Annotated in this window: 14 protein-coding genes; 8 read left to right on the top strand and 6 right to left on the bottom strand. The window is 57.7% G+C overall.

Features of this window, described 5'->3' with window-relative positions; all coding sequences use genetic code 11:
• Window positions 1-8 precede the first annotated feature (8 nt).
• The 4 genes from L888_RS0108870 to L888_RS0108855 are packed head-to-tail and all read left to right on the top strand — an operon-like array spanning window position 9 to window position 5,175.
• Window positions 9-875, top strand: a complete 867-nt coding sequence (locus tag L888_RS0108870; protein WP_027952632.1) for a 3'-5' exonuclease — start codon at window positions 9-11, stop codon at window positions 873-875.
• Between the two features lie 21 nt (window positions 876-896).
• Window positions 897-1,790: a type IX secretion system protein PorD gene (gene porD / locus L888_RS0108865; protein WP_075261857.1), complete on the top strand. Its 894-nt coding sequence runs from the start codon at window positions 897-899 to the stop codon at window positions 1,788-1,790.
• 6 nt (window positions 1,791-1,796) lie between these two features.
• Entirely contained in the window at window positions 1,797-3,488 is a 1,692-nt protein-coding gene (gene recN / locus L888_RS0108860) for a DNA repair protein RecN (protein WP_027952630.1), read from the top strand.
• Window positions 3,489-3,498: 10 nt separating this feature from the next.
• A complete protein-coding gene (locus L888_RS0108855) occupies window positions 3,499-5,175 on the top strand; it encodes a trypsin-like peptidase domain-containing protein (RefSeq protein WP_084567357.1) in 1,677 nt (558 codons plus the stop codon).
• Window positions 5,176-5,277: 102 nt separating this feature from the next.
• On the opposite strand, the gene L888_RS0108850 is transcribed toward L888_RS0108855, so the two are convergent.
• Both L888_RS0108850 and L888_RS0108845 read right to left on the bottom strand, forming a co-directional pair.
• Window positions 5,278-6,834 (bottom strand): OmpP1/FadL family transporter, encoded by a 1,557-nt coding sequence (locus L888_RS0108850; RefSeq protein WP_027952628.1) that lies wholly within the window; start codon window positions 6,832-6,834, stop codon window positions 5,278-5,280.
• Window positions 6,835-6,871: 37 nt separating this feature from the next.
• On the bottom strand, window positions 6,872-7,840 hold the full coding sequence (locus L888_RS0108845; protein WP_027952627.1) for a hypothetical protein: 969 nt from the start codon (window positions 7,838-7,840) through the stop codon (window positions 6,872-6,874).
• 185 nt (window positions 7,841-8,025) lie between these two features.
• Here L888_RS0108845 and prmA point away from each other — a divergent pair, with 185 nt between their 5' ends.
• The gene (prmA, locus tag L888_RS0108835) at window positions 8,026-8,886 is read left to right on the top strand and encodes a 50S ribosomal protein L11 methyltransferase (RefSeq protein WP_027952626.1); all 861 of its coding nucleotides are present in this window, start codon (window positions 8,026-8,028) and stop codon (window positions 8,884-8,886) included.
• 44 nt (window positions 8,887-8,930) lie between these two features.
• Here the strand turns inward: prmA and L888_RS0108830 are convergent, their stop codons facing one another.
• Genes L888_RS0108830 through ftsY form a run of 4 tightly spaced genes read right to left on the bottom strand, consistent with a single transcriptional unit; the run spans window position 8,931 to window position 13,087 of the window.
• A complete protein-coding gene (locus tag L888_RS0108830; protein WP_027952625.1) occupies window positions 8,931-10,514 on the bottom strand; it encodes an HU family DNA-binding protein in 1,584 nt (527 codons plus the stop codon).
• A gap of 14 nt (window positions 10,515-10,528) precedes the next feature.
• Window positions 10,529-10,807: an HU family DNA-binding protein gene (locus tag L888_RS0108825; protein ID WP_005843432.1), complete on the bottom strand. Its 279-nt coding sequence runs from the start codon at window positions 10,805-10,807 to the stop codon at window positions 10,529-10,531.
• Window positions 10,804-12,135, bottom strand: coding sequence for a 30S ribosomal protein S12 methylthiotransferase RimO (gene rimO / locus L888_RS0108820; protein ID WP_027952624.1), 1,332 nt, complete (start codon window positions 12,133-12,135; stop codon window positions 10,804-10,806). The genes L888_RS0108825 and rimO overlap by 4 nt, the downstream gene beginning before the upstream one ends.
• 4 nt (window positions 12,136-12,139) lie before the next feature.
• A complete protein-coding gene (gene ftsY / locus L888_RS0108815; RefSeq protein WP_005843428.1) occupies window positions 12,140-13,087 on the bottom strand; it encodes a signal recognition particle-docking protein FtsY in 948 nt (315 codons plus the stop codon).
• A 171-nt stretch (window positions 13,088-13,258) separates the two neighbouring features.
• Between ftsY and L888_RS0108805 the strand changes: the two genes are divergently transcribed.
• The 3 genes from L888_RS0108805 (at window position 13,259) to L888_RS0108795 (ending at window position 22,212) form a co-directional block, all read left to right on the top strand.
• The gene (locus L888_RS0108805; protein ID WP_027952623.1) at window positions 13,259-16,591 is read left to right on the top strand and encodes a UvrD-helicase domain-containing protein; all 3,333 of its coding nucleotides are present in this window, start codon (window positions 13,259-13,261) and stop codon (window positions 16,589-16,591) included.
• Window positions 16,588-19,548 carry a PD-(D/E)XK nuclease family protein gene (locus L888_RS0108800; RefSeq protein ID WP_027952622.1) on the top strand — a complete coding sequence of 987 codons (2,961 nt, stop codon included), beginning with the start codon at window positions 16,588-16,590 and terminating at the stop codon, window positions 19,546-19,548. The genes L888_RS0108805 and L888_RS0108800 overlap by 4 nt, the downstream gene beginning before the upstream one ends.
• 141 nt (window positions 19,549-19,689) lie before the next feature.
• Window positions 19,690-22,212 (top strand): ATP-dependent Clp protease ATP-binding subunit, encoded by a 2,523-nt coding sequence (locus L888_RS0108795; RefSeq protein ID WP_027952621.1) that lies wholly within the window; start codon window positions 19,690-19,692, stop codon window positions 22,210-22,212.
• The last annotated feature ends 509 nt before the right edge of the window (window positions 22,213-22,721 follow it).

Genomic DNA, 22,721 nt, shown 5'->3' with positions numbered 1-22,721 from the left:
GGGGTGGAATGAAGCTCAATCTTACCAAACCGCTGATTGTCTTCGACCTGGAGACAACGGGATTAGATTTGGTCAACGACCGAATCATCCAGCTGTCGTACATCAAAGTGACGCCCGACGGTGATGAAGCGCGCAGGAATCTCTTCATCAATCCCGGGAAACCCATCCCGCAGTTTGTGCAGGACCTGACGGGTATCACCGACGACAGCGTGAAAGATGCGCCCACTTTCAAGCAGGTGGCCGCGAATCTGGCCGAAGAACTGGGCGGCTGCGACTTCGCCGGATTCAACTCCAACCGGTTCGACATACCCATGCTGGCCGAGGAATTCCTGCGGGCGGGCATCGACTTCGACTTCAGCCGCTGCCGGCTCATTGACGCGCAAACCATCTTTCACAAGATGGAACAGCGCACGCTGGCCGCGGCCTACAAGTTCTACACCGGGCGCAAGATGGAAGAAGACTTCCGCGCCCATCAGGCCAACGAGGACACGGAGGCCACCTATCAGGTGCTCATGGGCCAGCTCGACATGTACAATCCCGAGACGGCCGAGGAGCCCGACCGGGCCCTGTCCAACGACATGGACACGCTGGCCGAGTTCTCAAGGAACAACGACAACGTGGATTTCGCCGGACGTATCATCTGGCAAGACATGAAAGACAGCCAGGGAAACCCGCTGCTCGACGCCCAGGGCAAGCCCCGTCGGCAGGAAGTGTTCAACTTCGGCAAGTACAAGGGGTGGGTGGTCACCGATGTGCTCCACCGCGATCCGGGCTATTTCAGCTGGATATTGTCGTCGGAATTCACGCTCAACACCAAGCAGGTGCTTACCCGCATCCGCCTGCGCGAGGCAAAGCTGAACATGAATGTGAAATAAAACGTGAACTGCAAATCTCTCTTGGCCACCCTCAGCATCGGTCTCCTTGCGGCTCTACCCGCCACGGCTCAGGAGCTTGATGCCAAGATTACGGTGAACCACAATCAGATTCAAGGTACAGATGCGTCGGTCTTCGACAACCTGCAGCAGACGTTGCAGACCTTTGTCAACGACCGTCAGTGGACGCATCTGCAATTCCAAAAGGTGGAACGCATCTCCTGCAGCTTCAATATCACCGTTACAAAATACGACCAAACCACAGGCCTTTTCACCTGCAAGGCGCTCATTCAGGCCAACCGTCCTGTCTACAATTCCGCCTATACCACAACGCTGTACAGCAATACGGACAACGACTTCAACTTCCGCTTTGCCCAATTCGACCAGCTTGAGTGGAACGAAGAAACGGTGGACAACCAGCTCACGGCCCTCTTTGCCTATTACGCTTACCTCTTTATTGGCCTCAATCTGGACAGCTTCGCCCCCATGGGAGGCGAGGATGTGCTGCAGCGTTGCATGAATTTGGCCAACAATGCACAGAACCTTGAGTTCACGGGGTGGAAGTCGTTCGACAGCGACCGCAACCGTTTCGCCATCATTAATGACTATCTGGACGGGGCCATGCAGCCCTTCCGGCAACTGCAATACGACTATTACCGCAAGGGATTGGACGAAATGGCCAACAATGCTGAGCGCGGACGCACGGAGGTGACCGCCGCCCTCGAGAACGGATTGAAGAAAAGCCATGAGAACAAACCGTCGAGCATGCTTCCTCAAATCTGGACAGACTACAAGCGGGACGAGCTGGCCAACATCTACAAAGGCAAGGGCACGCAGAAAGAGAAAGAGGCTGTCTATGACATTCTCTTCTCTATCAATGCCTCCCAAAACAACTCTTGGGAGAAAATCAAGCAATAAATCTTTATGTTAAAGCAACTCTACGTCAAGAACTTTACGCTCATCGACGAACTGAACATCGCTTTCTGCCCCGGCTTTTCCGTGATTACAGGCGAGACGGGCGCCGGCAAAAGCATCATCCTTGGAGCCATACACCTGTTGCTCGGACAGCGGGCAGACACCAAGCAAATCAAGGCGGGATGCAGCAAATGCGTGGTTGAAGCTCACTTCAATCTGGCGCGATACAACATGGAAGAGTTCTTCATCGAGAACAATATAGACTATGAACCCGCCGATTGTATCATCCGCCGTGAGGTGAATGCCAACGGCAAGAGCCGTGCTTTCATCAACGATACACCAGTGTCGCTGAATGTAATGCGCGACTTGGGCGAGCAGTTGGTCGACATTCACAGCCAGCATCAGAACCTGTTGCTGCAAAAAGAGGACTTCCAACTCAACGTCGTCGACATCATTGCCGGCAATGGAAAGTTGTGTGCGGCCTATGCAGACAGCTACCGACACTACCGTCAGGCGCAACGTGAATACGAGGCCTTTCTTTCCGACAACGTAAGAAGTCATGAGAATGAGGAGTTTCTGCGGTTTCAGTTTGCCGAACTTGACAAGGCGCAACTGCTGGCCGGCGAGCAGTCTGAACTGGAACAGCAGGTACAAACACTAAGCCATGTTGAGGACATCAAGAGCGCGCTCTTCGATGCTCAGCAGAATCTCTCTGGCGAATCGGCCGGCGCATTGGAGCTGGTGAAGCTGAGCGCCGGACGCATGAACGACATCAAGGAGGTGTTTCCCGAAGTCAAAGACACGGCCGAGCGGCTGGAATCGGCCTATATCGAGCTCAAGGACTTGGCGCGTGGAATCGACTTACAGATCGAGAATGTCGACTTCGACCCGCAGCAACTGCAGGTGCTCAACAACCGTCTGGACTTGATTTACGGGTTGGAACAGAAGTATCACGTGGACAGTGTTGAGGAGCTCATTGCACAACGCGACCGCATTCGTGTCGAATTGGAGAACATTGACGGCGGTGAAGAACGGTTGCAGGAACTCAAGACAGCCGTAGACCAGGCCTACAATGCGTGCATGGAACGGGCGCGTGAACTAAGCGACGTGCGCAAGAAAGCGGCTGCCAAGGTAGAAGCTGAGATGCAGCAGCGACTGGCTCCACTGGGTATTCCCAACGTCAGATTCTCCATAGGGCTCGCCGTCAAGGAGTGCTCGCCGTCGGGAATAGACAAAGTTTCGTTCTTGTTTAGCGCCAACAGCAGCACCCCGCTCCAGCCCGTCGCCCAGGTTGCTTCGGGTGGAGAGATTGCGCGGGTCATGCTTTCGCTCAAGGCTATGATTAGTAAAGCCGTGAAGTTGCCCACCATTATCTTCGACGAAATAGACACGGGCGTCAGTGGACGAGTGGCTGAAAAGATGGCGCAAATCATGCGCGAGATGGGCGACAACAACCGGCAGGTGATCTCCATTACCCATCTTCCTCAAATCGCGGCCGTGGGAACCACCCACTATAAGGTGAGCAAGGAAGAGACAGCACAGGGTACCGTGAGCCACATGCAAATGCTGACGCTCGACGAGCGCATTGCCGAACTGGCACAAATGCTCAGCGGCAGCAGTATCACCGAGGCCGCCATGGAGAATGCCCGCACGCTCCTGGCCAGTGCCGCTTCGGATGCCGACTCAACAAACACGAAGTAAAGATTCCAATATGATGAAAAGATTCAAGATATATTCCTTGTTGATTGCAACCGTTTGCTTGGCTCCTTCCGGTGCATGGAGCCAGCCGGCCGCAGTGAAACAAGCCGCTCAAAGCGTCTTCACATTGACCACTTTCAATGCCGACGGCACCATTCACAGCTCCACCCATGGCGTGTTTACGGGGAAAGACAACGAGGCCATCGCCATGTGGCATCCCTTTGATGGCGCGCAAAGGGCCGTGGTAATCGACATGCAAGGCAGGCAACACGAGGTGGAAGCCATGCTGGGCGTGTCCGAGCTGTACGACGTGTGCCGCTTCCGTGTGCAGGGCAAGGCACTCAAGAGTCTGCCTATAACCACCAGCGACGAGGCCCCGGCATCGGTCTATTTGGTGGATTACAGTCCTAAGAAACCGACCGTCACGAGACTGACTCCACAGCGCATTGAGAAGTTCATGACCAGTAACAACTACTATGTTTTCAACGATGTAGACATCAGCTCCACCGCCTTGGGGTGCCCCATTGTCGACGATGCAGGTCGGTTATTAGGCATCATGCAGCGGCCTGAAAACGGCGGACAGGCTTTCTCTTCAGACGCTCGTCTCACCACCACTTTCGAGATAAACGGCCTGACGCTCAACGACCGCACCATGCGGGCAACGGGCATACGCACCGCCTTGCCCGACGATGAGCAACAAGCCACACTCACCCTCATGATTGCTGCACAGCAGACTGACAGCGCCAAGGTTGCGGCTTACATCGACGAGTTCATTCAGAAGTTTCCCACTTCGACCGAAGGCTACAACACCCGCGCTAACCAATACCTGCGCCAGGGCAAACTCGACCTGGCCGATGCCACCTATGGCCTGGAGGTGAAACGGGCGGAGAAGAAAGACCAAGCCTACATGGACTATGCCAAGGCAGTGTACCATGCCTTGCTCACGGGCATTGATTCCACCTACACCAAGTGGTCGCTGGCCAAGGCCCTGGAGCTGGCCCAACAGGCGTACAGCCTGAACCCCCTGCCCGTCTACAAGCATTTGCAGGCTCAAATCCTCTTTTCCCAAGAGAAATATCAGGAGGCTTACGAGCAGTTCATGGAGTTGCAGAAGACCGCATTGGGGAACTATGGCGAAGTGTTTTATGAGGCCGCCCAGTGCAAGATACAGCTCAAGGCACCCTTGGCAGAGACCATGGCTCTGCTGGATTCGGCGGTCAACGTGCAGAAAGGGCCGGCATCGGCTCCGTATGTGCTGGCCCGTGCCCGCGCCTACGAGGCTACGGGCGAATACCGCAAGGCCTTTGTGGACTATCTTGCCTACGATTCACTCATCAATTATCGCGGCACGCACGACTTCTATTACACGAAGTATCGGTGCGAAATGAAGCTTCACCAGTACCAGATCGCCCTGAACGACATAGCCCACGCCATTGTGCTGAACCGCACGGAACCCACCTATTATGCCGAGATGGCCAGTCTGCAGCTGCGCATCAACCAGCCCGCCGATGCCATCAAGACCTGTAATCTGGGGCTGCAGATTACCCAAGACTACCCCGACCTCTATATCATTATGGGCATTGCACAGTGTGAGAGCAAGCAGAAGGAGGCCGGACTGCTCTCCCTTCAGAAAGCCAAGGAACTGGGAGATTCCCGTGCAGACGGTCTCATCAGCAAGTATAATAAATAAGGTATAGGCGTAGCCTCTGCAAGAGGAAGCCCAAACAAGAAAAGGACGCGCCCCGACTGGGGCGCGTCCTTTTCTTGTTTATGCCGCGTAGCAATGATTCCTTTAGAACTTGTAACCCATCGTGAGCAGAAGTTGATGGCGCTTGTTGCTCACCTTTACGGCACTTGCGATATTGCTATCGGCCGCATTGTTGGCATAATAGCTCATGAAAGGATAGAAATCGCCATTGGTCTGCGTGTACTGATAAGCCAAATCCACGAAGAATTTCTTCACGCTGTAGCCGAAACCGCAGGTTATCCGATTGGTGCTTTTCCAGTTGGTATAGTCGGTAGAGGTGGCATAGGCCGAGCCGGGAGACGAGATACTGCCGTCGCGATAGCCGTCCTTGTTGAACATCGGGCTCAGATAGTTGTAGCCCAGACGGATGGCAAAGTTGTCGACGGGCTTGTACTCGAGTCCCGCCTTGATGGTGCTCACGCCCTTGAGCGTGGCCGACGTGTGGTCGTTCATGCCGTTGTCGCTGTACGTATTCTCGTAGTAGCTGCCATCCCAATAGTCATAATAGCCCCCGTCGTTGATGCGATTGTCTATGCTTCCATAGTCGGCATACTCATAAGTAAGGCCCAGAGCCAGATCCTTACCGATGGTGTGGCCCAGACTGGCGCCGAACTTCCATGGTGTGAACACCTTGAAGTCGTAGTTGGCATGCTTCCCTTTATCGACGTGTCCGGCGGCATCAGTCATGGTGATGTCATTGGCGCCGTCGAGGCTTAGGTCGTACCACGTCGGTGTGTTTACATAGGCGCCGATGCGGAATGGCGAGCCATCAATCGGGCGGAAAATAACTCCCGCCTTCACGTCAAAGCCGCTGCCGTCGATGCGCAAGTCCTCCCACGACTCCGAAGTTGCGCCTTTCTCCAGGTTCTCCGTATAGTAACTGTTGCTGCGATAGTTCACATCGTGCAGTCCAAAGGTCACTCCAAGGAACACCCTGTCCTTGATATTGCCGCTCAGGTTGAAGCTGTACTCGCCGATATATCCCTTTTGATACTGGCCGAATGCGTAGGCCGTGCCATTCAGATAGTCCATGCCCGTCTGCTTTCCGTTGGCATCGAGGATGGGTGTCATCAGCTCGGCGTAGTTGGCATCCACGCCGTTCCAGTTGAGTTTGTTGGCATAAGGATATTTCACGGCCGACAGTTTGTTCTGCGAGGCATTGCTCAAGCTGCTTCCGGCCGTGAGAATCTGGTCGAAGTTGCGGCTCTTGTGATAGTTGAAAGCAAAGTTCAGGTAGCCTCTTTCGCCCGAGCGCATGGAATAGACCAACCCTATCTGGTCGAAACTGGCGTTCGTCTTGTTGCCTTTGATACCGATGTTAATGTTGCCGTAAGAGACGTTCGAGGTCTTCTCTCCCTGCTGGGTCACCAAGCCTCCGGACAGGCTAACCTGGCTGGAACGGAACAGACCGACGCCCGCCGGGTTGGTGCTGATGGTCGAAATGTCGGCCCCCAGTGCCTCCATGGCCCCTCCCATGCCCACATAACGGGCCGTACCATTCAGGTCGTTATCCACCAGTTTGGTATCCTGATAAGTCTCCTGGGCAGCCATGGGCACTGCCATGAGTGCCAGTGCTGCCATCAAAACATATTGAGTTTTCATACGTTCGTTTTATTTTAACATGACATTTTGTATTGGATTAACGCCGGCCGCCACCGAAATGACCGCCGCCACCGCCAGAGGAATGGCCACCGCCGAAGCCGCCGCCCGACGAACGGGCGCCACCGAAGCTCCCTCCGCCCATGTTGCCGCCGCCGAAACTGGGAGACGACATGGAGCGCGTGCTGCGGCCAAAGCTGCCCTGATCGTTGTAAGTGGGCATCTGCCGGCTTGGCGTCCGGCCACCAAAGGAGCGGTTGCGGCTGCTACGCGAGGTATAGCTGCTGGTGGGGCCGTTGCCGTTGATGCCCGCCGAGCGGCCGAAACGGCCGGAGCCGGCACCTGCATTGCGGCCGCCAAAGGTCCAGTTGCGGTTGCCCGTGAACCCACGCGGGTTGCCTCCGGGCACCACCGCATAGCCGCCGCGAGGCCATCCCCAGTAGCCCCAGCCGTACCAACCGCCGTAATAGGGGCCGTACCAACCGGCGTAGCCGTAGTACCAAGGATTGTACCAGCCATAATACCAAGGGTCATACCAGCCCGCGTAGCCATAGCGCCACGGGGAGTACCAGCCGCCGTACCAGCCGTAACGCCACGGTCCATAGCCGAATCCGGCATACCAGGGGCCGTAGTAATCGTCCCAGAAGCTCATCCGTCGGGTGTAGGCATAGTCCTCGTCATCGTCGAAACGGGCGCTGCCCGGATACACGTAGGCCGTGTCGATGTACGAAGAATCGGGATAGACGCCCCGTCCTGCCTGGAACGTAATGATGTCGTTCCCCAGCGAGTCGGAGCCTATCTTCTGATAATAACTGCGGAATCGGCCGGCACGGTTGTACTCGTCTATACTGCGACGGCTGCCCCGATAGTAAGCGGGGGCATCGTCGGCAATATGGCTCCTGACGGCCTTCGCGGCCTTATCCGGGGTAAAATAAAGGTCGTCGTCCTGAGCCTGCATCTGCAAGGGCATGGCCCCCGCAACAGCTAAAAGAAATAACAACTTTTTCATCTTCTTCTATTTTAATCGTTCTCCTTTTCATTTGCAACCGGCATCGGCCTTTCAAGAAAGAACCAAACGCTCTTGTTGACGATACAAAAATAGAGCATAACTACCTGCAAAAGTACGGAAAAACCCTAAATAATGGTAGGTTTTTCCCTATTTTAAGTAATTTTGCAGCATCATAAATACATGTCATGAAATACATTGTAGCAGAATTTAAAATAGCCTGTTACCCGGAGCTTTTGCAGGTGGCCCGCGACTTGGTGGCCGATGCAGCCGGCGAAGCCGGCTTTGAATCGTTTGAAGAGACCCCCGACGGCCTCAAGGGATATGTTCAGGAACAGCTCTTTGACCGCGAAATGCTCGACCGCAATCTGGCCGAACTGCTCTTGGACGCCGCCACCGTGAGCTATACCCTCCACCCCACCGAGGACAAGGACTGGAACGAGCAGTGGGAACAGGAGGGCTTTTCCCCCATCGACATCGGCGGCCGGGTGCTCATTTACGATGCCCGCCAGCCGGCCCCCGCGATACCCGCCCAGGCCGTCGGTGTCTCCATCCGCGCCCGACAAGCCTTTGGCACCGGCACCCACCAGACCACGCGACTCATGATTGCCTCGCTGCTGGACTCGCCGTTGCAAGGCAAGCGTGTGCTGGATTGCGGATGCGGAACGGGAGTGCTTGGGCTCGTGGCGGCCAAACTGGGCGCCCGCGAGGTCGTGGCCTACGACATTGACGAGTGGAGCGTGGAGAACGCCAAGCACAATGCGCAGGAGAACCATGTGGAAAACCTCACCGTCCTGCACGGCGATGCCCAGGTGTTGTCCCACGTATCGGGCCTGTTCGAGCTGGTGATGGCTAACATCAACCGCAACATTCTGCTGCACGACATGCCGGCCTTTGCCGAAATGCTGACGGCCGACGGCACGCTTATCATCAGTGGATTCTACGAAGAGGATGCGCCGTTGCTGCTAGCCGAAGCCGAAAAATCGGGCTTCCGCGAGCAAGGCCGGCAAACCGAGGACCGCTGGTGCTGTCTGCGGCTGGCCAAATAAATGGTCAGTAACAAGCAATGAAAAAAGCGATAAGGCCGTGGGCCTTATCGCTTTTTCAGTTTCAATCGGGGTATCTTGATGCTTTCGCCGGCCTTGAACTCCGTCCTGCCGCCGTTCACCGCCTCGACATAACACTCCATGCCGGGCCCGAGACTGGACTTGCTGATGCTGGTCAGCGTCTGGCCGGCACGCACGGTCACCGTGCGCTCTATGCCCACAATGTCGTAGGCCCCGGTGCGCACCCTCGCGTCTGCCTTGATTGCCGGCAGGGCCTCGGCCTGTGCGGCGGGTGCAGTCTGGGGCTTGGTTTCTGCGACTTTAGGCTTGGCCTCTGGAGCTTTGGGCTTGATTTCCGGGGCTTTAGGCTTGATTTCTGGGGCTTTGGACTTTGTAATCTCCTTGGGCTTAGGCTCTTCGGCGGACTTTGCCGCGGGCATCGCCTTGGGTTCGGGCTTTGCCACGGGTGCGGTTTGCCGTTCTTCGCGTTGCGGTTCCACCGTTTTCGCCTCGCGTTCAGGCCGTATTGGCGACGTGATTTCACCGTTATTCTCGACCGTTTCCGGCGTGGCGGCAACGGCTTGCTCCGGTTGAACCGCGACGGAATCCTTTTGGGGGCTGGCCGAGGGCTCGCTTACTGTGACTATCGAATCCTCCAAATACTTGAGTCGGTATTCGCGATCGATGAGCAGATAGCCCATGTAAACCAGGCCGCTCACGCACACCAGCAGCAAGAATGCCGCTGCCTTGAACTGCCGGACGACTTTGCGATGCTGCTGTTCCATCTGGGCTTGAAACCCCCAAGTCTCCTCTCTCATGCGGGCCATTTCCGCCCGTTCTTCCTCGTTTTCGGCCGCCGGCGCAGGAGTTTCTACGGGTGTCGGCGATGCCTCGGCAGCGGGTTCGGCCTTCGTCTGCTCCTTTACGGGGGGCTGCTCCGCCCGTTGCCCGTTGAGGAAAGCCAACTGCATGGGCGAGAGACGAACCCGTTCTTCTTGCTCCACCGCCACCACCGGCCGGGGGCTCGCCACCCTACGCTCCTCTCCGTTCAGGATGGCCAGCATATCGGTGGACAGGCTGAGGGGTGCCGTCTCTGCCGGCGTCTCAGCCCCGGCCTCGGGTGCAGGTTCTTCCTCCGCGCCCTCGTCTTCCTCCGTCTGCTCGGCAGCGAGGGTCTTTGTCTGGGTCGGTGCGTCGGTCTTCACGAGCTGCTCCGCGGGCTGTTGCTCCTCAACATTCTCATCTTCGGCCTGTTCGGGCTGTTCGGTCATGCTGTCCTCGAACCTCCGGTCTATCTCCTCGAAGTCCACCCCATCGTTCAGTGCCACGGTCTCGAACTGGGCGAAAGGACGGTTCACCTGGTCGCGCAGTGCAGCATCGGCCACAAAGCTGATCTTGTCGCGCCCCTCAATGACGATGGGCTCACCAGAGTTCACGTCCACACTCTTGCGCGGGGCCACGCTCGTCACCTTGAACGTGCCCAGCCCTTTCACTTTCACCTGCTTGTCATCGTGCAGCCCCTCGTTGATGACCTCGAACATGCGGGCCACGAATTGCTCGGCGGCCGTCTTGTCCAGTCCGTACTTGGCCACCAGTATGCGGGCTATTTCCTTGTTTCCTATCTTGCTCATGTGTCGTGCTTTGCTTAGCTGTTTCTCAACTCGTCCTTGACCGAGGCCACCGGTTTGAAGCCCAGTACCAGCTTGGGCGGCACCAGCATGCGCTGCTGCGTGCCCGGATTCACAATGATGCGCTCCAGTCGTTTCTTCACCTCAAAGGTGCCGAAGCCCGTCACTTGCAGGCTGTCGCCGGCCTCAAACCGACTTCCTATCTCCTCCAGCAGGCTGTTCACCATCTTCTGTGTGTCGGCCTGGGTGTGGCCACTTTGCTGGGCCAACGCTGCGATAAATTCCTTGTTGTTCATGTTTCACCGTATAAGTCGAATTCGTCACTGTCTGTTATCTTTACATCGTAGAAGCTGCCGATGCGCAGTCTGCGCTTCTCTGCCGGGATGAGCACCTCGGGATCCACCTCCGGCGAGCACGCCTCCGTGCGGCCGATGTAGTAGTCGCCCTCCTTGCGGTCTATGACCACGCGGAAAGTCTGCCCCACTTTCGCCGCCTCTATCTCTGCGCTGATCTCTTGCTGCACGGCCATCAGCTCGTCCAGCCGCCGGCTCTTCACCGCTTCGGGAACGTCGTCTGCGTAATGCTTCGCCGAATAAGTGCCCTCCTCTTCCGAGTAGGCAAAGGCCCCCATCCGCTCAAACCGTGCCTCGCGGACGAAGTCGACCAGCTCGCGGAAGTCCTCATCGGTCTCGCCGGGAAAGCCCACCATCAGCGTCGTGCGCAGGGTAATGCCGGGCACGGCGGCGCGAATCTTCTCCAGCAACGCCAGTGTCTCGGCCTTGCCCACGTGGCGGTGCATCCGCTCGAGCATGTGGTCGGAAATGTGTTGCAGGGCAATGTCCAGATATTTGCACACGTTGGGCTTGTCGCGCATCACGTCGAGCAGCTCCAGCGGGAACTGATTGGGGTAGGCATAGTGCAGCCGAATCCACTTCACGCCCTTGATGTCGGCCATCCGGCTCACCAGTTCCGCGATGCGTGGCTTCCCATAAAGGTCTACGCCATAGTAGGTTAGTTCCTGTTCGATAATCTGAAACTCTTTCACTCCCTCGGCTGCAAGCTGCTCCACTTCCAGCAGCACATCCTCCATTTTGCGCGAGACATGCCTGCCCGTAATCAGCGGAATGGCGCAATAGGCACAGTGGCGGTCGCAGCCCTCGGCTATCTTCACATAGGCATAATGGCGCGGCGTGGTGAGCGTGCGGCCCATTCCGGCCCGCTTGCGGCTGGCCGTGAAAGTCTGCATTTCCTCCGCCGTGCGCCGTGCGGGGCCCAAATCCTGCAACAGCTGCTTGAAATTGAACTTGCCGTAAAACTTGTCTACCTCGGGAATCGACTTCTCCAACTCGTCCTGATAACGCTGCGAAAGGCAGCCCATCACAAAGAGCTGGCCAAGCCGCCCCTCGTTCTTGGCCTCTACAAATTCCAGTATGGTGTTGATGCTTTCTTCCTTGGCACTCTCGATAAAGCCGCAGGTATTGATGACGGCTATCTCTCCCTGCGGCCGCTTGGCATCGTGCACACAATGATAGCCGGCCTCTTCAAACAGGCGTATCAGCCGCTCCGAATCCACCAAATTCTTGGAGCAGCCCATGGTTATAATGTCTATTTGGTTCTTCTTCATGGTTTTAGAACAGGGAGTCCACGAACTCCTTGCGGTTGAACAGCTGGAGATCCTCCATCTTTTCTCCCAGTCCGATATACTTCACCGGCACCTTCAACTGGTCGGAAATACCGATTACTACGCCTCCCTTGGCCGTGCCGTCGAGCTTGGTAATGGCCAGCGACGTGATCTGTGTGACGGCAGCAAACTGCTTGGCCTGCTCGAAAGCGTTCTGCCCCGTACTGCCGTCGAGCACCAGCATCACCTCGTCGGGGGCCGTCGGGATGACTTTCTTCATCACGTCCTTAATCTTCTTCAGTTCGTTCATCAGGCCCACTTTGTTGTGCAGTCGGCCGGCGGTGTCGATGATAACCACGTCGGCACCGTTGGCCTTGGCGCTCTGCAGTGTGTCGAAAGCCACGCTGGCAGGGTCGGCTCCCATCTGCTGCTTGATGACGGGCACGCCCACGCGCTCGCCCCAGATGGCGATTTGCTCCACGGCTGCCGCCCGGAAAGTGTCGGCCGCGCCCAGGTAGACTTTCTTGCCCGCCTGCTTGAACTGGTAGGCCAGCTTGCCTATTGTGGTGGTCTTGCCCACGCCGTTCACGCCCACTACCAGTATCACGTAGGGCTTGTGGTCGGTCGGAAGCTCCCAGCTGTCGCCGTCGGCCGTGTGGTTTTCGGTGAGCAGCAGGGCTATCTCTTCCTTGAGAATCTGGTTCAGCTCCGCGGTCGAGACATACTTGTCACGCGCCACACGCTCCTCGATGCGCTTGATGATCTTGAGCGTGGTGTCCACGCCCACGTCCGAAGTAATGAGCACTTCTTCCAGATTGTCCAGCACCTCGTCGTCCACTTCCGACTTGCCGGCGATGGCCCGGGTGAGTTTCGTAAATACGTTCTGCTTGGTTTTCTCCAGTCCCTGGTCGAGCGTCTCCTTTTTCTTTCTGTTGAATAATCCAAATAATCCCATGGTGACATATTAGCTAATCAGCATGCAAATGTACTCAAAAAAGCCGAAAACATCCATCATATCCCCAAAAAGATGGCAAAAATATGTCTCCGTTCCATGCTTTTTGACCGTTCTTTGCTTGGCCATTCCACCGAAAACGCCTAACTTTGTCTTGCACATCAATCTTCCAACATGACAGAGACCCAGGCTCCACTCACCGTCTACAAGGCCAGTGCCGGCAGCGGAAAGACTTTCACGCTGGCCGTGGAATACATCAAGCTGCTCGTCAGGGAGCCGCAAAACTACCGTTATATTCTGGCCGTTACCTTTACCAACAAGGCCACGGAAGAGATGAAGACCCGCATTTTGGGCCAGCTCTACGGCATTGCCAACGCCCTGCCCGACTCAGAAGACTACATGGAGCAGATGCGCGCAGCCTTTCCGCGCATGACCGACGAGGCCATCCGGCGGCGGGCCGACGAGGCCATGCAGCTCATCATACACCACTACAACCACTTCAGGGTAGAGACCATCGACAGCTTCTTCCAGAGCATCCTGCGACATCTGGCCCGCGAACTCGGGCTCACGGCCAATCTCCAGATAGGGCTCAACGACCAGGAGACGGAGAGCCAGGCAGTAGACCACATCATCGAGAACATCCAGCTCGACTCCGACCCCCTGCTTTCCTGGATTATGGACTTCGTGACAGAGAAGATGAGCGAGGAGAAAAACTGGAATGTCATCGGCCGCATCAAGGAGTTCGGACGCAACATTTTCAAGGACTTCTACAAGACCCACCAGCAGGATTTGCGGCGCATCATGAGCGAGCCCGACTTTTTCAAGGCCTACACCAGCCGTCTCCACGCTCTGAAAGCGACGGCCGTCAAGACCATGGCCGGCCTTGCCTCGGAATACCAGGACATCGTGAACCGCCACGGACTGTGCGACGGCAACTTCTACCAAGGCGGCAGAAACGCTCCCGGCTACTTTGCCAAACTGGCCAAGGGACAGTTTATCGACGACAAGATACCCAACTCCTATGTGGCACAGGGCATTCTCGACCACACCGCGCTGGTCAGGAAAGCCGACGCCGGAACGCCCGAGGCGCAAATCATCGTCGGCTTGGTGGGCCCGTTGCTGGCCCGGGCCGAGGAGGAGCGCAAGCGGCAGAGCATTGTGGTAAACTCCGTAGACCTGACACTGAAAAACCTCAACGAGCTGCGGTTGCTGGGGCGCATCGAGGAAGAGGTGAGCCGCATCAACACCGAAAACAACAACTATCCGCTGAGCAACACGCAGAAACTGCTCTCCGATCTCATCGACCATCAGGACTCGCCATTCATCTATGAACGCACGGGCAGCCACCTGCGCTACATCATGATCGACGAGTTTCAGGACACAAGCACCATTCAATGGGCCAACTTCAAGGTGTTGCTCGACGACTGTCTGGCCCACAACAACGGCTCGCTCATCGTGGGCGACGTCAAGCAGAGCATCTACCGCTGGCGCAACGGCGACTGGCGGCTGCTCCAACAGCTGTCGCCCGAGCGCGACTCCCGCATCCGCATCCGGACGCTCGACACCAACTACCGCTCCAAACGCAACATCATCCGCTTCAACAATGCCTTTTTCCGGGCCGCCGCCCAGGCCACTGCCGACGAGGCTTTGGCCGGCCTCGAGCAGCACGGCGCGGCCACATCCCTACTCCAGGAGGCCGAGGACATTCGCCGGGCCTACGCCGATGTGGCACAGCAAGTGTCGCCCGGCCATCAGCAGGAGCCCGAGTCCGTGGCCGGTTCGGTTACCATCCGGCTGCTGCCCAAGACCGATTATGAGGAGAACATGGTGCTTGAGGTGAAACGCACGCTGGAATATCTGCTCTCCTCGGGCATCCCGTCGCGCCGCATTGCCATCCTTGTGCGCAAGAACAAGCACATCCAACTCCTGGCCAACCACTTCCAGCAGAACCCGCTTTCTGTCCGTGGAGAGGAGACAATGGCCAGCATGGTCTCCGACGAGGCTTTCCGATTGGATGCGTCGCTGGCCGTATGCACTGTGGTCAGGGCCATGCACTTGCTGGGCCATCCCGACGACCGTCTCGCCACGGCAGCACTGGTCAAGACCTACCGCAAGATATGCAACGGCGAGGCAGAAGCCACCGATACCCACCTCTTTGTCGGCCGCGACGACCTGCGTGCCCTGCTCCCCGCAGAGCTGCTCGACCGCTGGACCGAACTGCTTACCACCCCACTCGTCGACCTGGCCGAACAGCTCTACCGCATATTCGGCCTTCACCGGCTCACGGGCCAGAGTGCCTACATGTGCGCCTTCTTCGATCAGCTCTCGGCTTTCGTGCAGAACCGCATCGCCGGCATCGAGGAATTTGTCGAAGAATGGGAAAGCGTCATCTCGTCCAAGTCCATCCACAGCGACGATGTGGATGGCATTCGGCTGCTCACCGTACACAAAAGCAAGGGGCTTGAGTTCGACCATGTCATCCTCCCCTACTGCGACTGGGAGATAGAGAAGAGCACCGACGTTCTGTGGGTGTCGCCCGCGACAGCTCCCTACAACGACCTGCCCGTGGTGCCCGTCAACCTGTCGGCCGGCCGGCTCCAGGCTTCCATTTATGCCACGGAGTATCAGAGCGAACACCTGAAAAACCTCACCGACAACCTGAATGTGCTCTACGTAGCCTTCACCAGGGCCGAACGCAACCTCTTTGTCATTGGGCGCAAGGACGATGCCCAGTATCCTTCGGCCCTCATCGGGCAGGTCATCGGAGGAGGATTCGGCGGCATGCTGCCCGACCATACGGTCGAAGAGGATGCCGACGGCATCACCACCTTTCGCCTGGGCACGCTCTGCCCCTCGGTGGAGCGGCAGAAACGCGAGACGCTCAACGTCTTCAGCCAGACCGAGGAGGGCATTGCCATGCACATCCGCAACTATGATGTCAAGGCATCTTTCCGCCAGAGCAGTGGCAGTCAGGACTTCATCACCCCCGACGACGAGCTGCAAACGCAGGAGCAACGACGCGAATACATCCAGACAGGAAACGTTCTTCACAGTCTCTTTGCCTCCATCCGCAACATCGACGACGTGCCCCGCGCCATTGACCGGCTGGAGTTCGACGGCGTGCTTTACGGCCAGACCATGAGCCGCGAAGAGCTTCATCGCATCATCGACGCCCGGTTGCAGTCGCCTCAGGTGGCGGCATGGTTTGCGCCTCACTGGCAGGTTCTCAACGAGTGCACCATCCTCTCCCACGACCCCGCTTCGGGGCAGGTCAGGGAGCAACGCCCGGACCGCGTCATCTACGACGGGCGGCAGCTCATCGTCATCGACTTCAAGACCGGAGCCGAACGTGATGCCCACCACGCCCAAGTGCGCCGCTACATGCAGTTGTTGCGCGACATGGGCTACCCGCGGGTGAGCGGCTGCCTTTGGTATATCCGTCCCAACCGCGTAGTACCCGTGTCCGAGGCCAACCTTTTCCCACCATCCAACATCGATCCGGCATGAACTCCTTTCTCCAATATGTTGCCCGCGACATGCTGGCCAAGCACCCCGAGGGTCTGAACGACGTGGCCGTCGTCTTCCCGAACAAGCGTGCCTCGCTCTTTTTCAACCAGGCACTCTGCGACGAAGTGGGCAAGCCCCTGTGGAGTCCGGCCTATATCGCCATCAGCGATCTCTTCCGCCGCCACTCCGAGCTTCAGGTGCCCGACCCCATCCAGCTCGTCTTTCGTCTCTACAATGTGTTCTGCGAGGTCACCGATTCCTGCGAGTCGCTCGACCATTTTTACTCATGGGGCCAGCTGCTGCTGGCCGACTTCGACGACCTCGACAAGAACATGGCCGATGCCGACAAGCTCTTTATCAATCTCGAAGCCTGGCAGGAGCTCAAGGATTTCTCGTTCTTGACCGAAGCCCAACGGCAGAGTCTCGAAGACTTCTTCGGCAAGGTGATGGACGACACCGAGATGCAACAACGCTTCAACGACGTCTGGCGTCACCTTGGTACCATCTACCATCGCTACCGCCAAAGCCTCGAGGCCGACGGGCTGGCCTACGAGGGCATGCTCTACCGCCGTGTGGTGCAGAGCCGCGACATCGACTTCCACTACCGGCACTACATCTTTGTGGGCTTCAACCTGCTGCAAAAGGTGGAGCAACGGCTCTTCCGCCGGCTCAAGGAAGAGGGTCGCGCCGAGTTCTACTGGGACTACGATGAGGCCTTTGTCCGGGACAACCACGAGGCCGGCCGCCATATCGCGGCCAACCTCGACAAGTTTCCCAACGAGCTTTCGCCGCAACGAATCTCGGCCGGTCTGTCGCACGATGAGATCTATACGGCCATGTCCGTGCCCAAAGACATTGCTTATATCTCTGCGCCCACGGAGAATATTCAGGCCCGCTACGTGGCTGAATGGCTCCGTCAGAACGGGCGCATTGCCGACGGTAGCCGCACGGTCATCGTGCTGGGCAACGAGAATCTGCTGGAGACAGTGGTTCACTGTCTGCCCGATGAGGTGAAAGACGTGAACATCACCACGGGCTATCCGCTGGCTTCGTCGCCGGTGGGTACGCTGGTCAATGCCCTCATCGATCTTCAGCTCCATGGCCATACCGACCACTCGGACAACTACCGACTGCGGCAGGTGGCCCAAGTGCTGCGCCATCCCTATGCCAAATACATTTCGGCCGACTGCTCCGCATTGCTCCAGCACCTTGCCGCCCACAACCTCCACTTCCCCAGCCGCCGCCAGCTCACCGAGGGCTACTGCGAGGCCTTGGGCGAACTCTTCACCACATTGCAGCCCACCGACGGCCGTCTGCCCCTGCTGGGCTGGGTGGCGGGCTTGCTGAAACGGGTGGGTATTCACTCGCGCGACACCGACGATCCGCTGATGCACGAGGCCATTTTCCGCATGTACACACTCGTCAACCGTCTCGACAGCATCATGATTCCCGTTGCGGCCGACACCGCTCCCGCGGCAGCCGGTGTGGATCCCAAGAGCGGCCGGCAGCTGGTGAGCCTCTCCATCCTGCAACGGCTCATGAGCCAGGTGGTGCAGTCCACCACCATTCCCTTTCACGGCGAGCCGTTGCTGGGCATCCAGGTGATGGGCGTGCTCGAAACGCGCAACCTCGACTTCGACCATGTGCTGCTGCTCTCATGCAACGAGGGCAACCTGCCCAAAAGCGTCAACGATGCTTCCTTCATCCCCCACTCGCTCCGCGCCGGTTACGAGCTCACCACCGTGGAGAACAAGGTTTCCATCTATGCCTATTACTTCTACGCCTTGCTTCAGCGTGCCGGAGACATTACACTGGCCTACAACAACTCCACGGACGATGGACACAAGGGCGAAATGAGCCGGTTCATGCTGCAGCTCATGGTGGAAAACCACCAGCGTCACCGCATCCGCTACGGCACGTTGCTCTCCGGGCAGCAGGCCACGCTCATTCAGAGACGGCCCATTGAGAAGACCAACGAGGTGCAGGAGCGGCTTTTGGGCATCCCCAACCTCTCGCCATCGGCCATCAGCCGATACCTGCGCTGCCCCTTACAGTTCTACTATAGTTCGGTGTGCCGGCTGCGTGAGGACGCGGCCAACAAGGAAGATGAGATAGACAACGTGACCTTTGGCAACATCTTCCATCGGGCGGCCGAGCTTGTGCACCTCCACCTTTCGCACGACTGTCGGCAGCAAGTCACGGCCGAGGGCATCGCACGTCTGCTCAAAGACAAGACGCAACTCGACGCACTCATCGACCGTGCTTTCCGCAATGTGCTGCTCAACAACGACGATGCGGGCCCGCGCATGCAGTACAACGGACTGCAAAGGCTCAACAAAAAAGTGATCCAACTCTATGTGGAGCGGCTATTGGCACTCGACAGACAGCTGGCCCCGTTTGACATCTTGGCATTGGAACAGAGCTTCCATGACAAACTGACATTCACCGTAAACGGACGGTCCCACACCGTCGACATCGGCGGGCAGATAGACCGGCTCGACCGCATCACGCGCCAAGGGCAGAGCGTCATCCGCGTGGTGGACTACAAGACGGGCAGTCCTCTCAGCGCCCGCCCAGGCAATATAGAGGAGATATTCAATCCCAAGAACGTAGACACGAAGCATTCAACTTATTATCTGCAGGCGTTTCTCTACGCCGGAATCATCCGTCACGGCACCGAGGTGCAACCCCAGGTGAATCCCGAGGGGCTGGCCGTGGCTCCGGCTCTTTTCTTCATCCGGCAGTCGGCCACCGAGGACTACGACCCCACGCTGACCTTGGCCCCGCCCAAAGGAAAGCGCGAAGCGGTGACCGACATCGACACGAAGTACGATGAATTTATGGCAGCCCTGCGCACGCTCGTGGCCGAAATCTTCAACCCGGCCGTTCCTTTCAACCCCACTGCAGACGGAAAGCGTTGCATCAACTGCCCTTACAACAGCATCTGTGGCCTGTAATCCGGGCGGAGACTCCAGCCGGTGAGCACATATGTAATAAGGTGGAAACCGTTAAAGCACGCACGGCTCCCAACTTTGGCACAATGATTGCAGGATAGCTTTACGATTCAGAATAAACAAAAAGGTAAAAGGAGAAGATATATGACCAGCCAGTTTTCACCCAAGGTATCAGAGATTCTCGCTTTCAGCAGGGAAGAGGCGACACGCCTGGCCAACAGCTTTGTGGGGCCGGAACACCTGTTGCTCGGCATCCTCAGAGAAAAAAACGGGGTCGTGGCCGACCTCTTCGGCAGATTGGAACTCGACATTCAACATATCAAACAGCAACTTGAGGCACGCGTGCGCAAAGACGAGCAGGATGCTCCGCTCCACACCAGCGAGCTCGTGCTCAACGACCGGGCCAGCAACATTCTGAAGCTGGCCGTGCTCGAAGCCCGCATCCAGCACACCCAGACGGTGGATGTGCAGCACCTGCTGCTGGCCATCCTCCACGACCAGATGGACAACGGCGCCAAGGAGGTGCTGGAGCAGAACAGCCTGGACTACGAGCGGGCCATGCAGCTGTTGCAGAAGAAGCCCACGACCGACGGCCTCGGGCTGCCCGACGACGGCGAGGACGAGTTTGAAATGTCGGGGGGCGGAGGCACCGACGGCAGGTCGCAGCAGACGGCCACCGCACAAAAACAAGGCGGCAGCAAGACGCCTGTGCTCGACAAGTTCTCCAACGACCTCACCCAGGCCGCCCTCGAAGGCAAGCTCGACCCCGTGGTAGGCCGCGAGAAAGAGATTCAGCGTGTCACCGAGATACTCTGCCGTCGCAAGAAGAACAATCCCATCCTCATTGGCGAGCCCGGCGTGGGCAAGAGCGCCATTGTGGAGGGACTGGCCCAGTTGGTGTCGCGCCGCCTCACGTCGCCCGTGCTCTTCAACCGCCGTGTGGTGAGCCTCGACATGACTGCCATCGTGGCAGGTACCAAATACCGCGGCCAGTTCGAGGAGCGCATCCGCGCCCTACTCAAGGAGCTGGAGCAGAATCCCGACATCATCGTCTTCATCGACGAGATTCATACCCTCATCGGAGCCGGATCCACACCGGGCAGCATGGATGCTGCCAACATCATGAAACCGGCCTTGGCCCGCGGCACTATTCAGTGCATCGGCGCCACGACGCTCGACGAGTACCGCAACTCCATCGAAAAAGACGGGGCGCTCGAACGCCGCTTCCAGAAAGTGCTCGTGGAGCCGACCACGGCCGACGAGACCCTGAAAATACTCGACAACATCAAGGGACGTTACGAGGAACACCACCACGTGACCTATACCGACGAGGCCATCAAGGCCTGCGTGAAGCTCACCGAGCGGTATGTCACCGATCGTTGCTTCCCCGACAAGGCCATCGACGCCCTCGACGAGGTGGGTTCACGTGTGCATCTGCAACATGCCGAAGTGCCCACGCCCATCGTCGAACTGGAGAAAGAGATAGAGCAGGTCAAGGAACAGAAACAGCAGGCCGTGGCCAACCAGAACTTCGAGCTGGCCGCCAGCCACCGCGACAAGCAGACCGAGCTGGAACAACAGCTCGAACACATGCAGCAGCAGTGGCAGCAGGCCGACGCTGACAGCCGTCAGGAGGTGACCGAGAAAGAGGTGTCCGAGGTCATTGCCATGATGACCGGCGTGCCCGTGCAGCGCATAGCCGAGGGCGAGGGCGAGCGGCTGCGCAACATGGGCAACACGCTCAAGGGCAGTGTCATTGGCCAGAATCAGGCCATCGACAAGATAGTGCGGGCCATACAGCGCAACCGCGTGGGGCTTCGTGCGCCCAACCACCCCATCGGCGCTTTCATGTTCCTGGGACCCACGGGTGTGGGCAAGACTTACCTCACCAAGAAATTGGCCGAGACGATGTTCGGCTCCCAGGATGCACTCATCCGCATCGACATGAGTGAGTACACCGAGGGGTTCAACGTGTCGCGCCTCATCGGTGCGCCCCCGGGCTACGTGGGTTACGAGGAGGGCGGTCAGCTCACCGAGCAGGTGCGCCGTCATCCCTACTCCATCGTGCTGCTCGACGAGATTGAGAAAGCCCACGGCAATGTGTTCAACCTGCTGCTGCAGGCGCTCGACGAAGGCCGGCTCACCGACGGCAACGGGCGCACGGTCGACTTCCGCAACACGGTCATCATCATGACCTCGAATGCCGGCACGCGCCAGCTCAAGGAGTTCAGCCACGGCGTAGGCTTCAATGCCGGCGGCATCTCCAACGTGGCCAACATGAACGAACGGGACAAGGAATATGCGCGGTCGGTGATTCAGAAGAGCCTGAGCAAGCAGTTCTCGCCCGAGTTCCTGAACCGTCTGGACGAGATTATCACTTTCGACCAGCTCGACCTGAACGCCATCAAGCAGATTGTCGACCTGGAGCTGCGCGACCTCTACAAGCGCATCGGGGAACTGGGCTACCACGTGCAGCTCACCGACGAGGCCAAGGAGTTTGTGGCTACCAAGGGCTACGACGTGCAGTTTGGCGCCCGGCCACTGAAGCGGGCCATCCAGACCTACGTCGAGGACAAGCTCTGCGAACGCATTCTCTCGGGCGAAGCGCCCGATGGCACCTTGGTGCTCGACAAGGCTCCGAATGCCGAGGAGCTGACCATCCTGTAACGCGATATATTCCAAAAGGAGTCACCCTTGTATCGTCTTTATAGAAATACAGACAATTTGTAGCATCTCTGTTCGGGTCGGCCTTTGTGCCGGCCCGAACCGTTTGGAACAAACGTTACGGGAGAATGTGGCAGGGGCAGGGACAGATAACAGGACTTGAATGCCCTGACGGGCATACGGGTCGGCACGGAGCCAGGCCCTACGCTAAAACCCAATGTCGCACTCTCCGCGCAGCATCTGTGAAATCCGTGCAATCTGTGAGAAATCATCCAGCATGGAATCCGCGTGCCCCCTTTTCCATCGCGTAGCCATATGTTCAAATATGTTGTTATGTCTACCCCCCACTGCACAGCCATATACTCAATATCTTGTTCTGTCTAAAAGAATCGCGGGCCGTGTCTCACGACACAGCCCGCGCCAAAAGAGATATTATAAAAACATGATATTGAGCATATCCTATTTTACGCCGCCCGGCTTCCCTGCCCCGGCCAGATAGTCCACCTTGGACA

It is taken from the genome of Hallella seregens ATCC 51272, assembly GCF_000518545.1.
Lineage (GTDB): Bacteria > Bacteroidota > Bacteroidia > Bacteroidales > Bacteroidaceae > Prevotella > Prevotella seregens.
The sequence above is the reverse complement of the archived record's forward strand: the minus strand, read 5'-3'. Positions and strand labels throughout refer to the sequence as shown.

Excerpts from the sequence above, each read along its gene's own strand:
- L888_RS0108870 (WP_027952632.1), top strand. The coding sequence starts at position 9 with ATGAAGCTCAATCTTACCAAACCGCTGATTGTCTTCGACCTGGAGACA.
- recN (WP_027952630.1), top strand. The coding sequence starts at position 1,797 with ATGTTAAAGCAACTCTACGTCAAGAACTTTACGCTCATCGACGAACTG.
- L888_RS0108855 (WP_084567357.1), top strand. The coding sequence starts at position 3,499 with ATGATGAAAAGATTCAAGATATATTCCTTGTTGATTGCAACCGTTTGC.
- L888_RS0108850 (WP_027952628.1), bottom strand. The coding sequence starts at position 6,834 with ATGAAAACTCAATATGTTTTGATGGCAGCACTGGCACTCATGGCAGTG.
- L888_RS0108845 (WP_027952627.1), bottom strand. The coding sequence starts at position 7,840 with ATGAAAAAGTTGTTATTTCTTTTAGCTGTTGCGGGGGCCATGCCCTTG.
- prmA (WP_027952626.1), top strand. The coding sequence starts at position 8,026 with ATGAAATACATTGTAGCAGAATTTAAAATAGCCTGTTACCCGGAGCTT.
- L888_RS0108830 (WP_027952625.1), bottom strand. The coding sequence starts at position 10,514 with ATGAGCAAGATAGGAAACAAGGAAATAGCCCGCATACTGGTGGCCAAG.
- L888_RS0108825 (WP_005843432.1), bottom strand. The coding sequence starts at position 10,807 with ATGAACAACAAGGAATTTATCGCAGCGTTGGCCCAGCAAAGTGGCCAC.
- rimO (WP_027952624.1), bottom strand. The coding sequence starts at position 12,135 with ATGAAGAAGAACCAAATAGACATTATAACCATGGGCTGCTCCAAGAAT.
- ftsY (WP_005843428.1), bottom strand. The coding sequence starts at position 13,087 with ATGGGATTATTTGGATTATTCAACAGAAAGAAAAAGGAGACGCTCGAC.
- L888_RS0108805 (WP_027952623.1), top strand. The coding sequence starts at position 13,259 with ATGACAGAGACCCAGGCTCCACTCACCGTCTACAAGGCCAGTGCCGGC.
- L888_RS0108800 (WP_027952622.1), top strand. The coding sequence starts at position 16,588 with ATGAACTCCTTTCTCCAATATGTTGCCCGCGACATGCTGGCCAAGCAC.
- L888_RS0108795 (WP_027952621.1), top strand. The coding sequence starts at position 19,690 with ATGACCAGCCAGTTTTCACCCAAGGTATCAGAGATTCTCGCTTTCAGC.